This window comes from Caballeronia sp. SBC1, from assembly GCF_011493005.1.
Classification (GTDB): Bacteria; Pseudomonadota; Gammaproteobacteria; order Burkholderiales; family Burkholderiaceae; genus Caballeronia.
This window is the reverse complement of the sequence record NZ_CP049157.1, coordinates 59,621-73,405: the sequence shown is the minus strand read 5'-3', so window position 1 is coordinate 73,405 and position 13,785 is coordinate 59,621. Positions and strand designations below refer to the sequence as shown.

The window sequence follows — 13,785 nt, the reverse complement described above, 5'->3', positions numbered from 1 at the left end:
GCTGATCATGATCGGAGAATACTTAAAGCCCAGAACCTGAGGTCTTTCAACCGAAGGCGTCTGATCGCTCACTCGCCTCTCACTTGCCCGTTTTCGCGCTCAGCGAAGACTCATCCGAAAGCAACCGTCGCACGAGTTCCGGAAACTGAGTTTCGTCGATGTCTTCAACGAAACTCGCTCGCAGTGCATCCGAAGCCGGGCTGAGCGATCTCCCGGCAAGCTCCACGAATCCCACCGTGCGTTCAATTCGCGGTGCATCAATTGGAATGAACCGCAGCGTGTCGCGGTAACGCTGCTTCGCGAGATAGGGCAGCACGGTGAGTCCCACGCCGCCCTCGACCGCGGCGAGCAGCGTAGTTGTATTGGCGATGAAGATTTCGTCCTGTACGGCCGCCGCTTCGCACACCTCGGGAGGCAAAGCACGAAGTGTGCCGTTGCCTATCAGCCGGTATGCCGAGAGGTCACTCCATTCAACGTGCCGTTGCCTGAAAAGCGCGTGTCCGGTATTCACGACCACGCACATGACGTCGGCAATCAGCGGCGTAAAACTAAGCTCGGATTCCTGTTCCGGCTCGCCCGCGATGCCGAAATCGATCGCGCCTGAACGTACCCGTTCGTGGATATACGCAGCAGTACCGTCCTCCACATGAAGCTGGATACCCGGATAACGCGCAGCGAACCGGCTGATCGCGCGTGGCAATATTTCGTGCGCGATCGACGGCACAGCGGCGACCCGAACGCTGCCGCCGCGCACCCGCGCGACATCGATGGCCGCCGAGAGCGTGCGTTCGTAATGCTCGACGAGCTTCCTGGCTTCGCCATAAAACGTGGCCCCGAAGGGCGTTGGCGTCGCATGGCTGCCCTTTTCGAACAGCGGGGCGCCGAGCGCGGTTTCCAGTTCCTTCATTGACAGCGACAACGCCGGCTGGCTCCGAAACACAGCTTTCGCGGCAGCCTTGAAGCCTCCGTGCTCGATCACGGACACGAAATGCCGCAACTGCGCGATCTTCACATCGGGGAAACGGTCCATGGTTTAACAGAGAATAAGTTTTGCAAATAATTTAATTAAAACAATTGGTTTTGATTATTTTACGCATGTTCCTAGAATCGGTCACATGTCAAACGCACTGAGACCGATGATGAATCCGCAAACCTTTTTGAACTGGATCGATGGCCGCTGGGTGGTGGGCGAGACCGTTGTCGAGAACCGCAGCCCGTCGGACACGAACGACCTGATTGGCCTTTATACGCAGGCAACGAACGCTCAGGTGCAGGCAGCCATTGCCGGCGCGGCCGTCGCGCAACCGGTTTGGGCCGCGACCGGACTCGAAAAGCGGCACGACGTGCTGCGGGCCGTTGGCGATGAACTGATCGCCCGAAGCCAGGAACTCGGCCGCCAACTGGCGAGGGAAGAGGGCAAGACACTTGCGGAAGGCGTTGGTGAAGTCTATCGCTCAGGACAGTTTTTTCACTACTTCGCGGCCGAAGTCCTTCGCCAGTTGGGCGGCAAAGCCGATTCGGTGCGTCCAGGTATCGAGATCGATATCCAGCGGGAAGCGCTCGGTGTTGTAGGCGTGATCACGCCCTGGAATTTCCCGATGGCAACCGCTAGCTGGAAAATCGCGCCTGCCCTTGCATTCGGTAATGCCGTCCTGTTCAAGCCCGCCAACCTGACCCCCGCCAGCGCGTGGGCGCTCACTGAAATCATCAGCCGCCAGGCATTGCCGGCAGGCACCTTCAACCTGTTGATGGGCGCGGGCGCATCGGTCGGCAACGAGTTGGCGGGATCGCGGTCAGTCAACGGAATTTCGTTTACCGGATCGGTAGATACCGGTCGGCGAATCGCGGCCGTCGCCGCGCCGAATCTCATCAAGCTGCAGATGGAAATGGGCAGCAAGAACGCGCTTCTGGTGCTCGATGATGCGGATATCGACCTCGCGGTTGAATGCGCGTTCCAGGGGGCTTATTCCGGCACGGGGCAAAAGTGCACGGCCTCGTCGCGGCTGGTCGTGACACACGCGGTGCACCGGCCGTTCGTCGAACGGCTGACTGCAAAACTGCGCAGCGTGAAGGTGGGACGCGCGCTGGATGACGGCGTGCAGATGGGCCCCGTTATTGATGGCCGCCAGCTCGAACAGAATCTTCGTTACATCGATATTGGCAAGCGTGAAGGCGCGCAGCTCGTGCTCGGTGGCGAACATCTCGCGCATCCGGAGCGCGCGTATTGCATGTCGCCGGCTCTGTTCGACGACGGCCACAACAACATGCAGCTCAATCGCGACGAGGTGTTCGGCCCGATTGCCTGCGTGATACCCGTGCGCGATTACGACGAGGCGCTGGCTGTTTCGAACGATACGCCGTTTGGTCTGACGGCGGGAATTGTCACTCAATCGCTCAAGCACGCCACGCATTTTCGCCGCCATGCCCAGGCCGGTTGCGTGATGGTGAACTTGCCGACCGCGGGAACCGACTATCACGTGCCGTTCGGCGGGCGCAAATCATCAAGTTACGGTCCGCGCGAGCAGGGCCCCAACGCAGCCGAGTTCTATACGACGCTGAAGACTTCTTACACGCGCGCCTGAACGGCCGGGGACACTTCATGACCATGCATACCTCCTTGCTTGTCGTTGACGGAACGCAGTACTCGAACTGGAACCGCCAGATCTTCGAAGAGATGCGCGCTGGCGGCGTTACCGCGGTCAACGCGACAATCGTCTACTGGGAGAATGCGCGCGAAACGCTGTCGCGCATTGCCGAGTGGAATGCGCTGTACGAACAACATAGCGACCTTGTGATGCCGGCGCGCACAATGGACGACGTGTTGCGTGCAAAGCGCAGCGGGAAGATTGCGATTCTGTACGGACTACAAAATTGTTCGCCGATCGAAGATGATATTGGCCTGGTCGAAGTCTTCCGCGATCTCGGCGTGCGCACCATGCAACTGACGTACAACAACCAGAGCCCGCTTGCGACAGGGTGCTATGAATCGTCCGACAGCGGCATCACGCGGTTTGGCCGCGTGGTGATCAAGGAAATGAATCGCGTCGGCATGGTCGTTGACATGTCGCACAGCGCCGAACGCTCGACCCTGGAAGCGATCGACGTTTCCGAGCAGCCGATCGTGATCAGTCACGCCAATCCGAGCTTCTTTCACGAAGCAAAACGCAACAAATCGGACGATGTATTGCGTGCTTTGGCGGCGCGCGGCGGCCTGGTTGGTTTCAGCCTTTATCCCTTCCATCTGAAGAACGGCAGCCGCTGCACGCGCGGCGAATTTACCGACATGGTGGCGCGCACAGTCGATCTGCTCGGCATCGATCACGTCGGCATTGGCAGCGATCTGTGCCAGGGGCAGCCGTACAGCGTACTTGAGTGGATGCGTAACGGCCGCTGGAGCAAGGAAACAGACTTCGGCGAAGGCAGCGCGAACAATGCCGCGTGGCCCGAACCGGTCAGCTGGTTCCGTTCCAGCGCCGACTTTCCGAACCTGACCGCCGCGCTGGACCATGCAGGTTTTGCCGAAGCCGACATCGCCAAGATCATGGGCGGCAACTGGATACGGATCCTGCGTGATGCAGAAAACATCCGTTTCCCAAAGGCAGCTGCGACACCCGATATGGCTGGCAGCGCGGCGGCGGTGGTTTAGTGCTTTAACGACTTCGCTGCGTGATCCTGAACAATTCAACCGGCGCCACCTTGAACCAACAACGTATTGGTATCGGTGCCTTAACAATTTAATCCTCCCGGAGGAGACATGGAAATTCCAACCACGCCGAGCATTGCAGCCAATGGCCATGCGTCGGAGCAGCGCAAAGGGGGCATCGACTGGGCCATTTTCTGGATCAGCGGCGGCTTCTTCCTGCTATTCCTGATCGCCGCGCTGGTCAATCTGCGCTGGCTATCCACTGCGGTCGATACCGCCTTCGGGTGGGCCACCAAAGGCTTCGGACTCTACTGGCAAGTGCTGATGCTCGCCACCTTCGCGGTCAGTCTCGGCATTGCGTTCTCGAAGCTGGGACGCGTGAAGCTGGGCGGCATTGGACAAGTACCATCCAATTCGACCTTCAACTGGGTGGTCATCATCATGTGCGCATTGCTGGCCGGTGGCGGCGCGTTTTGGGCGGCGGCCGAGCCCTTGATGCATTTCGTCAATCCGCCACCTTTCTATGGGGTGGAGGGCAGGACGTATGCGGCCGGCGTTGCGGCGCTTTCGCAATCGTTCCTGCATTGGGGCTTTCTCGCATGGGCGGTGTTGGGTAGTCTGCTGAGCATTGTGTTGATGCACCTGCACTACGACAAGGGCTTGCCGCTTGCGCCGCGCACCTTGCTGTATCCACTGTTCGGCGAACGCGCCCTCAAAGGACCGATAGCAGCGATTGCCGACGCAACGTCGATCATCGCGGTGGCCGCCGGCACGATCGGACCGATTGGTTTTCTCGGTCTTCAAATTGCCTATGTGCTCCATTCCGTCTGGAACGTGCCCGATACGATCACAACGCAGGCGCTCGTTATTCTCGCGGTCACGGCAATCTTTACGGCTGCCTGCATTGCCGGTCTCGAAGGCTTGCGCTTCGTTTGCAAGATTCACGTGTGGCTGATGCTCGGGCTGGCTGCATTCCTCTACCTGTTCGGGCCGACAGAATTTCTCACCACGGTTTTCTTCAAGGCATTCGCTACGCATATAGTCGATTTCGCGCAGACAGCGATGTATCGCGGTGACGGCAAGTGGCTCAATTCATGGACGCTCTTCTACTGGGGCTGGTTCATTGGCTACGCGCCAATCATGGCGATCTACGTCGCGAAAGTTTCGCGAGGCCGCACGATCCGAGAAGTGGTGGTGTTGCTGTCGATTGCCGCGCCGCTCATCACGATGCTGTGGTTCACGCTGGTTGGCGGAACGGGAATCGGCATTGAACTGCAGTCGCCGGGCGCGGTGATCGGTCATGGCACGCAACCCGAAGCATTGCTGCTGGGCGTTGCTCAGGCCATGCCGCTGCGCAACCTGGTTTCCGCGCTGTTCCTGTTTCTCAGCTTCTTTTCGGTGGTGACAAACGGCGGGTCGATGGCCTATACCATCGCGATGGCGGTGACCGGGGACCGCGGTGAGCCTGGCAACTGGCTGAAGATTTTCTGGGCCGTGGGCATGGGTCTGGTGGGCGCGGTGTTGATTACGATGGGCGCGGGTGGGGTGAGTGCGTTGCAGTCGTTTATTGTCATTACGGCGGTGCCTGTGTCGATCATCATTCTGCCTTCGCTGTGGGACGCGGTTCGCATAGCCCGCACGATGGCCGCAGAGCAAGGAGTGAAGTGATGGCAAGCGACGCGATCATGGACGAAAAACAAGAGAGCGTGCCTGGAGTCGGCGAGCCGGCTCGCATGGTGGCGTTTCCTTGCGAACCGCTACGCAGTCCAAACATTACGAACCGTACCGAACGGCTCGGCGCGATGCACGGTACACGGCTGAGCTTCGTGCGTTCGCTCGTGCGACGCATGGCGCATGACAACTGGCGCGTTCGTGTCACGAGCATGGACCTTGATGACAATGGCTTCGGGGTTTGCGTCTACACCATCGAAGCCTACGGCGAGCGCTACAGCCAGGTGATTTTCTCGCAATATCTCGACGACTCTGAGCGTACCGACCGCGTCATTGCACAGAAGTGGGATATCACGTCAGCGCTCATTTGCGGTGTTCCAAACGCCGCTGATATTGACTATCTGCGTGGCAACGTGCCGTTGCAGGAGGCGGGCCGGTTGCGTGCGAACGACCTGGTCTTGTGCCGCGCGAACAAGAGCGTGCGCAACTTCGGTTACGTGGCGGACTGCCTTGCCGCGGGCAGGCAACCGGACCCTGCTGCGTTCGAACGGGTCGGCTATCTGATCAGGACGACGGCCGTGTACGGCAACGGTAAGTTCGGCATTGCGGATTATCCGCGGCTGGTCGACAGCCACGCGTTCAACCGGGGTTTTTCGGCGCAGATGTGTGCCGTATTCGTACTGCGCGATTTCAGCATGCGGCTTGTTGAACACGTTGCGGCACGACGTAATCCACGCGCAGCGGTCAAGCTTGCGCACAGTTTCCGCCGCTATCTCGGCGTGGGCAATGCAACCGGTCTTGGCATGGCGCCGTTCCTCGTGCGCCATCCGGTCCAGGTCGATCAGTGGATACGGGCACGCGAGACTGCGCTGGCGCGCGTGCTGGCTGTTGAATTAGTTGACCGTGACGCATTCGAGCGCGCTATGGCATTGATCGCGCGTGCAGGGCGCCACGTTGCGCAGGTTTACACCGATCATCCGCCCGAAGCAGCGCGTAATGCGCTGATTCTCGACGAGTTGCCAAGGCTCGCGCGTGAACTGCAGATCAGTTACGAACAGAAGGGCACGTTCCGCTGGAGCAAGTTGCTTCCATGGGCCGATGGGCAGCTTTCCTGCGCGACGCAGGAAATTCTCGTTACCGTGTTGATCGAGCTGTATCCGCATCTGGTGGATTCGATCGAATGCGCGACGCCAGTTGATGACGCGCTGACGCTTGATCCGGACATGTCGGTTGGCGAGTTGCTCGGGCTCGTTGAACGCGATTACGGATGGGTGATGAAGCAGCCGGCCGCGCAACGGGACGATGACCACTTCTTCTGGTACCGGTCAGCCGAGAAGGAAGAGCCGAGGCTTGGTGTGCGCGCTGAAGAAGCTGGCGCTGAGCTGGAGCAGCCGCTGGATATCTCGCGTCAGGTATTGCGGCTGCATACGAAGTTGAAGGCGGAAGAGGACGGCGCGGGCACTGTCGCGGAGTTCGTCGCTGAGTGTCCCGAGTACCGCGCCATCGTGCGCCGAATCCAGACGCTTGCATCGCGCGCTTACGGTGAAATTCGTCACAACCTGCTCGCGCACGACATGCTGCCCATCGACCTGATGCGTGCCAAGCTGTCGATGTTCGGTGCGAGCAAGTTCGATCCGAAGTCGAATCTATGGGTCCGGGTCACGCTTTATCAGGGGGCACCGACGCTCGACGATCTATCGCCGGATATGGTCGACGACTGGGCGTTTCCGTGTGTGCCGGGCGGCAATGAACGAGGGGGTGCATGACATGAAGATGGCGATCAACGAATTGAATTCCCTGTGCCGCAGCGCGCTGGAAGGCAGCGGCTGGGCGCAAGGCGATTACGAAGATGCAGCCGACGCCGCCGTGTGGTTGCAGGCAATGGGGTTCGACGGCATGGAGGCGATCAACGGACTTCTCGGCGTCGCGCGCCCGGAGGAATACGTCGTCGAGCCGGTGCCTGGCAGCAAGCAAGGCGCACACGCGAAGCGCACAACTTCCTGTGCCGGACTCGCAGGTTGTCTGCTGGCGTTCGAGTTGGCGTGGGCGAGGGCGACGCAGGCGGGCACGGGTACCGTACGCGTATTGAATGCATTGTCGCCGCGCCTGGCACTGTACGGTCTGAAGGCAATGTCCGCGCGCGGTCGCCGTTTCGATCTTTCGTGGACCGACGGCCTGGGCCGGCATTTCGCCACCACGTCCGGGCACGACGAATATCCGGGCTACGTGGGTTTCAACGCGCATGCAGGCGCAACGTCATCGGAAATCATGGTGTGCTGCAGGGCGAACGGGGCCGTGTCGAACGTGACGCTTGCCGCGGATCAAGATCTCGCCGGAGCGATCGACGCGGCGGAACTGGATGCGCGTTATCGCGACGCCCTGTGGCGCGGCATCGAAGTAAATGCGGCGCATGTCGACCGGCTGATCGCGTGGAAGAGCAAGGTGCTGGTGCCGGCCACGCAAGCGTCGCGAGAACACGGCGCGGGAGGGGCGGACGATGGATTCTGAAATTTCAAATCTTTCTGGCGCGTGTGCCGATGCTGCTGGCAACGTTAAGGCCATCAAGACCGGCCTTCCGGAAAGTCCAACGCAGCTCTTCGAATGGGCGGTGCTCGGCAACGGCATGCTTTATACGGCGCAGATACCGATAGGTCCCGATGGTGCAGTTGTAGCGGGTGGTATCGAGGAGCAGGCAAGGCAGGTGTTTGAGAATCTGCAGCAGACACTTGCTGCGGCCGGAGCGTCAAGTCGCGATGTCGCGCAGATCCTGATCTATGTGATGGATCGGGCCTGGTTGCCGGCGGTCAACGCGGTGTATCGGCAGCATTTCTCAGCGCCGTTTCCGAACCGGGCATCGGTTGTTGTGGCCGGCCTTGCGCGGGAGGAGATGTTGATTGAGATCGTGGCGTATGCATGTCCGGTGCTTCAGGCTCACGAGAGGCTGCGAGCTTGAGTCGGGAGCGACTCACAGTCGTGATCTCATTTAGATGCATGGGAACGAATGCGGCGACCGCACGCGAATCAGCAAACAGGTCACCGCTCGACACTCTGGCTTGCTGGTCGAGATCCATGCGTGGAGATACAACGAAGTGGATAGTGCAGGCCTCAGGACGCTAAGCCCTCGTCACCAGCTAGTCTGCGTCGGGATCGAATCGACTGAGCCCGTCGCGAGCGCAAGCGTTGCTGCCGCCGATAGCGCCGCGCTGTAACTATCCGCGTCCGCGTTCTTCGCCGCGAGCAGTTGGTTCTGTGCGAGCAGCGCGTCGGTGACCGAGCCGACTCCTTGCCGATAAGCATCGAACGCGGCATCGTAGGTCGTCTGCGAGGCGGCGAGCAACTCTTTTGCGGCGGCGTGCGCGGCAATGCTCGACTGCAGCGTGTTCTGGGCCGTGACGATCTGCCGAACGGCTTCTTCGCGGCTACGGGTGAGACGGGTCGACGCACTGTCCGCATCGTTGCGTGCCTGCGCGAGCACCGCCGAGCGCAAGCCGCCGTCATAGAGCGGAATCGTTATGCCGACGATCACGCTGCCACCGTAACGGCCGCCGCTCAGGTTAACCGTCGGCAACTGCTGCCCGACGGCCGGAACGGCGGAAAGCGACGAACTGCTCGTGTTGTACGCGGCCGAAGCCGAGACAAACACCTTCGGCATGAATTCCGATTCGGCCGCCTTTACCTTCGCCAGATTGACCCGCTCGGCGGCATAGGCGCTCAACACATCCGGGCGCCGGGCGATCGCGGACGCGACGATCTTGTTAATTGAGTCGCTCATCGCGGGCGACAACATGTGTTCCGGCATCTCCGCGATAGTGGGTTTCGACAGCGGAGAAATTCCCATCGCGGAGATCAGCGCCAGATAGCTGTTGCTTTCAACGCCCTGTGCCTGAACCGCTGCGAGCTTGGCCTGCGCGCGGTTTTGCGTAGCCTGCGCCACCTCGATCACGGTGCCGATGCCATGCTTGTAGCGCGACTGGGCCGCAGCGAGAATCGCTTCGGCATTGTCGACGCCTTGCCGAGTCGTGGCAATACGGCTGCGCGCCGCCTGGTACCCGTAGAACGCGACGCTGACGTCGTAGATCACCTGCTGGTGGACCGCGGTGAAACTGATGTTCGCCATCACCGTTGCCTGCGACGCGGCTTCGACACGCGCGGCTCGTCCGCCGAAATCGAACAGCAGCCACTGCAGCGCGACGACCGGGGTCGCGCCATGCGACGACGCGCTGACTGACGAATCGTCGAGCACGGATGAATTCGAACCTTGGTCGCCTGCGTACCACCCCATCGCCGCGACCGACAGTTGCGGAAGATAGGCACTCCTTGCTATGCCGGCCGCGAGCGCGACATTGCGCGCGTCGTTCCACGCGATGCGGGTCAGCGGGTTCTCCGATTCCGCCAGATCGATCAGCTCGGGTAGTCCGTACGCATGCGCCTGTTCCAACGGCGGCGGAGGCGGCACGGCGGCGAGCGCGGGATTCGCGGGCAACTGGTAGCGGCGTGCTGATGCAACCGATGCAGCCAATGCCGGCGGCCCCGGCACGATAGCCCCGGCCGCATCCGTCTGTGGCTGCCACGGACGGTCGGGGCTGTCAGGCGCCATGTCCAGGGACGACGTGGCACATCCGGCCAACCCCGTCGCGGCGAGGATCGTCAGTGCGAATGCAAGATCAAGCCGGCGCATGAGTCGTGAGGTCCTTCGCGGCGTCGTTCGACGCGGCGTGTTCGAGTTGAGTAAGGCGTGCGTCGCCGAGGTTCAGCAACGCAGTGCGTGTGTCGTCGGACGCCGCATCCGGCAAAGTCGGGTTTGGCGCGACAGGCGAGACTGGGTTTTGCGTGTCAGGCAAAGCCGGCTTTGGTACGACCGGCATAGCTCGATCCGCCGATGCCGGCGCGCCGGTTTTGACCGGCGTTCGCGACCGCTCGCCCGTGAGCCGATTGAGCCGATTGAGCCGATTGAGCCGATTGAGCCGATTGAGCCGATTGAGCCAGCCGCCGATTGCCGCATCGCCCGGACGTCGTTCGGCGAGCAGGAACATCGGCCCTTCGAGCGCGCTGAGTCTGGCCAGCACGCCGCGACGTTCAGCGATCCACTGCGGTTCAGGGCGAACCCACGATGGCTCGTAATGCATCAGCCCGAGGTCTTGTTCCAGCGCACCGCACTGAGCCATTGCGCTCGCGGCGTGTGCCCGGCGCGTGCCGGCATGGGTCAGCACCGGCAGCCGCGCCCACTGCTGCTGCAGCGCGCTCAGCGCCGCGTCGACTCGCGCGGCAACGCTGACCGGCCATACGCGGGTGAAGACCAGATAGACGACTACGTTGCCGATCAGGATTCCGATCGTGCGATCCCGTGCGACCGTCAGGTCAAAGCCGGGCGCCGCGCCCTGGATCACGCACATGAAGAACACCAAGGCGATCTGGAAGCCAGCATAAGCAATACGAGGCGAACCGAACGCAACCCACGCCGACACCCATGCACCGAACAGCACCATCGCCATCAACCCGATGACCGACGTCAGCATGGGCGTCACGAACACGATCGCAGCAGTACCGAGGACCGCGCCCACGAGACACCCCGCGATCCGCAGTGTCATCTTCTCGACGGTCTCGGCGGTGGTGCCAAGCGACACCATGTAGACCGTGATGAAGCAGGTGTGGATACCCGGCCAGTCGAGTTGCGAATAAAGCAGATAGCAGAACATCGCCGCGGCAGTGGTCTTCAGCGCGTAGCGGACGTGGTCGGGGTTCGTGAATGCATCCGGCAGGAAGAACCCGCCGCGCTTGCCGGCGGTCGCCGGGGCTTCGGCTTCGGCTTCGGCTTCGGATGCGGCTTCGGCTTCGGCTTCGGCTTCCGCTTCGACCGCGACCTCGACTTCGACTTCGACTTTGGCTTTGGCTTTGGTTTCTGCTTCTGCTTCAACTGCGACTTCGTTTTTGGCTCTGGCTCCGGCTTCGGGTCCCGCTTCGACCTCGACCACGGCAAAGCCCGTGATCGCATCGCGCAGGTTCTCGGCAACGATTCGCGCGAGCGGCGTCAGTTCTGTCACGTCGGGCAGGCTGAGTTCGATATCGACCGGATAGCCGCCCGCCTCGAGCATGCGGGCCATGTTCTCCAGCGTGTCGGTAATCGGCCTGATGAACGATGCCGGCAGCCGGCCCGACGGTTCGCTTGCCGCCAGATCGGCCGCGACCAGGATCGCAAACGTCGACGACACGGCCTGCCGTAGCGCGGCAACGTCGGCCCTCACCGACGATCCTTCAGCAACGGAGAGCTTCAGCCACGTACCGATCTGCGCATCCCCTTCGCGCAGGCATGCGTCGCGTGCATAGCGTGCGTCATGCGTTCCTTCGGGCTCGGCCAGGCTGCGGGCCGCGATCCGCAGGCGCTTCGCCAGCTCGCGACCGGCGAGTTTCCGAGGCGATGGAGCCATCAACAGGTTGACGCAGATCGAGAGCGCGATCGGAATTGCGACAAACAGCCAGGCATAGAGCAGGGCGCGCGTCGCGACCTCGCCAAACGGCACGCTACCGAGCTCGTCGAGCGCAAACCCGACGATCATCGCGATGATCGCGCCCACGGGCCGAAGCTTGCTCGCCGACGTCACGAACAGCAGCCCGAACGAAAGCCCCGCGATACACGCAACGCGCCAGACCGGATTGTCGAGCGCGAACATGGCGACCACCATGACCAACCCGACGACCAGCGTGACCAGCACTAGCAATGCTGCTCCGAGTACCACGCTCGTCACCCGGTCGGGCCGGTTCAGGAAGAACACGACATAGGCTGAGATCGCCGCTTCCGGCGTGCCGGACGCGCTCGTCACGAACACGGTCAGCGCGCAAATCAGCGCGATGCGCGTCGCCATTGCCGCTCGTCCCGGATAGGGCGCAAGCAGCTTCAGGAGGTCGGCGGCGCCCGGTCGGGCAAGATCACCGGCAGGCTGCGCCATGCCGGACCTCGACTATCGCGCTCGCGCCAATCCGGACCAGCCGGGCGGCCGGCTCATCCAGACGCACGCGCACTGGGAAGCGCTGGGCGACTCGCACCCAGTTCACGGACTGCTGGACGATCGGCAACGCGCGCGGCAGATTGATGCGGTCCGAATCAGCAACGCCCGCGCCGATGCCGATCACTTTGCCGCGAATCGCCTGGCTTCGGTCGATCATGGAATAAACGGTCGCACAATCACCCGGCTGGATTCGCGAGAGTTCCCCTTCCCGGAAATTCGCGACTGCGAACCATTCGTCCGCGTGAACGAGCGTGAAGATCGACTGATGCGGCGCGACTGCCTCGCCCGCCAATATTGAAAGACCCGTGACAAAACCATTCTGCGGCGCACGTACGATGGTTTCGTTGAGGCTGTGCTGCGCGAGCGCGAGCGCAGCCTCGCGCGCATGCACCACGGCGACGGCCCCGGCTTCGTCACCGATCGTCTGTGCGCTTGCCTGCTTTTGCTCCTGCGCCTGCTTCAGCGACAACGCCGCGTCGCGCTGCGCGACCTGCGCCTGATCCAACTGCTGGACCGGCACGTAGCCCTTCGCCACGAGTGGCGTGAGGCGCTGCACAGTGCGCGACGCCAGTTCGTAGTTGTGTGCTGCCTTGCCGGTCTGATCACCGGCGATGACTGCATTCGCTCGCTCGCCGACAATCGTCCGGCGTCGTGTGTTTACCCCCGCGCGGGCCAGTTCGAGGTCGGCCTGGGTCTGTGCTACCAGGAGACGAAACGGAACAGGATCGATCTCGAAGAGCACATCGTCTTTGGCAACCCGCTGGTTCTCTTGCACCGCGAGCCGGACGATCCGGCCGCCGACCGGCGCCGCTACGTGCACGACGTCGGCGTCAATAGTCGCGTTATCCGTTGACGGAAACCGGGTCGTCCGGTCGTAGGCGTAATACCCCATTGCGAGCCCAAGTACGACGATCACGCACGCGATCACGCACGCGATCACGCGGCCTTTAAGAGAGGCCTTACGCAAGCCGGCAATTTTCATAGGAGCTGTCCTGTTCCAGAAAGCCAGAAGAACACCGCGACCATCAGCCCCATGGCCACGCAGACGAAGAGCTGGAACGGAACGAAACGCGCCCACCCCGTGGAGACGAATACCCGGTGGGCGATCAGCGTGCCGACGAGCCCGATTAACGCGGACAATAGCCAGAGCGGAAAATATGCGCCGAATATTTCATACGTCGGTGCACCGTGCTGCGCACACCCCTGCAATGACAGGGTCACGGCAGCGATGGCCAGAAGACATCGCGTGCGGAACGCGATCGAGTCGCAGGCGCTTCTTTGATTCGGTTTGAACGGCATTGCGGCTTGGCAAGGTTATTGGACGCGGTTGTTGTCGAACATTAACCGGTTCCGCCGCAATAAGGGGAGCTTGTATGCTGCAGGCTTTTACAAGAATGAATCGAACAACGATGAACGTGCTGAAACCTGAAATAGCGAACGCGTTGAGGCGCTTGCACGATCCGATCG

11 protein-coding genes are annotated in these 13,785 nt (G+C 61.7%); 6 read left to right on the top strand and 5 right to left on the bottom strand.

Going from position 1 to position 13,785, the window contains the following annotated elements:
* Positions 1-79: 79 nt before the first annotated feature.
* A complete protein-coding gene (locus SBC1_RS18260; protein ID WP_165100066.1) occupies positions 80-1,030 on the bottom strand; it encodes a LysR family transcriptional regulator in 951 nt (316 codons plus the stop codon).
* A 109-nt stretch (positions 1,031-1,139) separates the two neighbouring features.
* Here SBC1_RS18260 and SBC1_RS18255 point away from each other — a divergent pair, with 109 nt between their 5' ends.
* The 6 genes from SBC1_RS18255 (at position 1,140) to SBC1_RS18230 (ending at position 8,267) form a co-directional block, all read left to right on the top strand.
* On the top strand, positions 1,140-2,582 hold the full coding sequence (locus SBC1_RS18255; protein WP_165101576.1) for an aldehyde dehydrogenase family protein: 1,443 nt from the start codon (positions 1,140-1,142) through the stop codon (positions 2,580-2,582).
* A 23-nt stretch (positions 2,583-2,605) separates the two neighbouring features.
* A complete protein-coding gene (locus tag SBC1_RS18250) occupies positions 2,606-3,646 on the top strand; it encodes a dipeptidase (protein ID WP_165101579.1) in 1,041 nt (346 codons plus the stop codon).
* Between the two features lie 108 nt (positions 3,647-3,754).
* On the top strand, positions 3,755-5,311 hold the full coding sequence (locus SBC1_RS18245) for a BCCT family transporter (protein ID WP_165100069.1): 1,557 nt from the start codon (positions 3,755-3,757) through the stop codon (positions 5,309-5,311).
* Complete coding sequence (locus SBC1_RS18240) at positions 5,311-7,080, top strand: hypothetical protein (RefSeq protein ID WP_165100072.1); 1,770 nt, start codon at positions 5,311-5,313, stop codon at positions 7,078-7,080. The genes SBC1_RS18245 and SBC1_RS18240 overlap by 1 nt, the downstream gene beginning before the upstream one ends.
* Before the next feature lies 1 nt (position 7,081).
* Positions 7,082-7,822 (top strand): DUF3726 domain-containing protein, encoded by a 741-nt coding sequence (locus SBC1_RS18235; RefSeq protein ID WP_165988967.1) that lies wholly within the window; start codon positions 7,082-7,084, stop codon positions 7,820-7,822.
* Complete coding sequence (locus SBC1_RS18230; RefSeq protein WP_165100078.1) at positions 7,812-8,267, top strand: RidA family protein; 456 nt, start codon at positions 7,812-7,814, stop codon at positions 8,265-8,267. Before SBC1_RS18235 ends, SBC1_RS18230 begins: the two co-directional genes overlap by 11 nt.
* Before the next feature lie 171 nt (positions 8,268-8,438).
* Here SBC1_RS18230 and SBC1_RS18225 read toward each other — a convergent pair whose 3' ends face one another.
* Genes SBC1_RS18225 through SBC1_RS18210 form a run of 4 tightly spaced genes read right to left on the bottom strand, consistent with a single transcriptional unit; the run spans position 8,439 to position 13,617 of the window.
* Positions 8,439-9,992, bottom strand: coding sequence for a TolC family protein (locus tag SBC1_RS18225; RefSeq protein WP_165100081.1), 1,554 nt, complete (start codon positions 9,990-9,992; stop codon positions 8,439-8,441).
* The gene (locus SBC1_RS18220) at positions 9,979-12,258 is read right to left on the bottom strand and encodes an FUSC family protein (protein WP_165988964.1); all 2,280 of its coding nucleotides are present in this window, start codon (positions 12,256-12,258) and stop codon (positions 9,979-9,981) included. Before SBC1_RS18220 ends, SBC1_RS18225 begins: the two co-directional genes overlap by 14 nt.
* Positions 12,239-13,300, bottom strand: coding sequence for a multidrug transporter subunit MdtN (mdtN, locus tag SBC1_RS18215; RefSeq protein ID WP_165100088.1), 1,062 nt, complete (start codon positions 13,298-13,300; stop codon positions 12,239-12,241). Before mdtN ends, SBC1_RS18220 begins: the two co-directional genes overlap by 20 nt.
* Complete coding sequence (locus SBC1_RS18210) at positions 13,297-13,617, bottom strand: hypothetical protein (protein WP_165100091.1); 321 nt, start codon at positions 13,615-13,617, stop codon at positions 13,297-13,299. Before SBC1_RS18210 ends, mdtN begins: the two co-directional genes overlap by 4 nt.
* Positions 13,618-13,785: the final 168 nt, after the last annotated feature.

Bases quoted from the DNA above. Each gene is read 5' to 3' on its own strand.
- SBC1_RS18260 (WP_165100066.1), bottom strand. From the start codon at position 1,030: ATGGACCGTTTCCCCGATGTGAAGATCGCGCAGTTGCGGCATTTCGTG.
- SBC1_RS18255 (WP_165101576.1), top strand. From the start codon at position 1,140: ATGAATCCGCAAACCTTTTTGAACTGGATCGATGGCCGCTGGGTGGTG.
- SBC1_RS18250 (WP_165101579.1), top strand. From the start codon at position 2,606: ATGCATACCTCCTTGCTTGTCGTTGACGGAACGCAGTACTCGAACTGG.
- SBC1_RS18245 (WP_165100069.1), top strand. From the start codon at position 3,755: ATGGAAATTCCAACCACGCCGAGCATTGCAGCCAATGGCCATGCGTCG.
- SBC1_RS18240 (WP_165100072.1), top strand. From the start codon at position 5,311: ATGGCAAGCGACGCGATCATGGACGAAAAACAAGAGAGCGTGCCTGGA.
- SBC1_RS18235 (WP_165988967.1), top strand. From the start codon at position 7,082: ATGAAGATGGCGATCAACGAATTGAATTCCCTGTGCCGCAGCGCGCTG.
- SBC1_RS18230 (WP_165100078.1), top strand. From the start codon at position 7,812: ATGGATTCTGAAATTTCAAATCTTTCTGGCGCGTGTGCCGATGCTGCT.
- SBC1_RS18225 (WP_165100081.1), bottom strand. From the start codon at position 9,992: ATGCGCCGGCTTGATCTTGCATTCGCACTGACGATCCTCGCCGCGACG.
- SBC1_RS18220 (WP_165988964.1), bottom strand. From the start codon at position 12,258: ATGGCGCAGCCTGCCGGTGATCTTGCCCGACCGGGCGCCGCCGACCTC.
- mdtN (WP_165100088.1), bottom strand. From the start codon at position 13,300: ATGAAAATTGCCGGCTTGCGTAAGGCCTCTCTTAAAGGCCGCGTGATC.
- SBC1_RS18210 (WP_165100091.1), bottom strand. From the start codon at position 13,617: ATGCCGTTCAAACCGAATCAAAGAAGCGCCTGCGACTCGATCGCGTTC.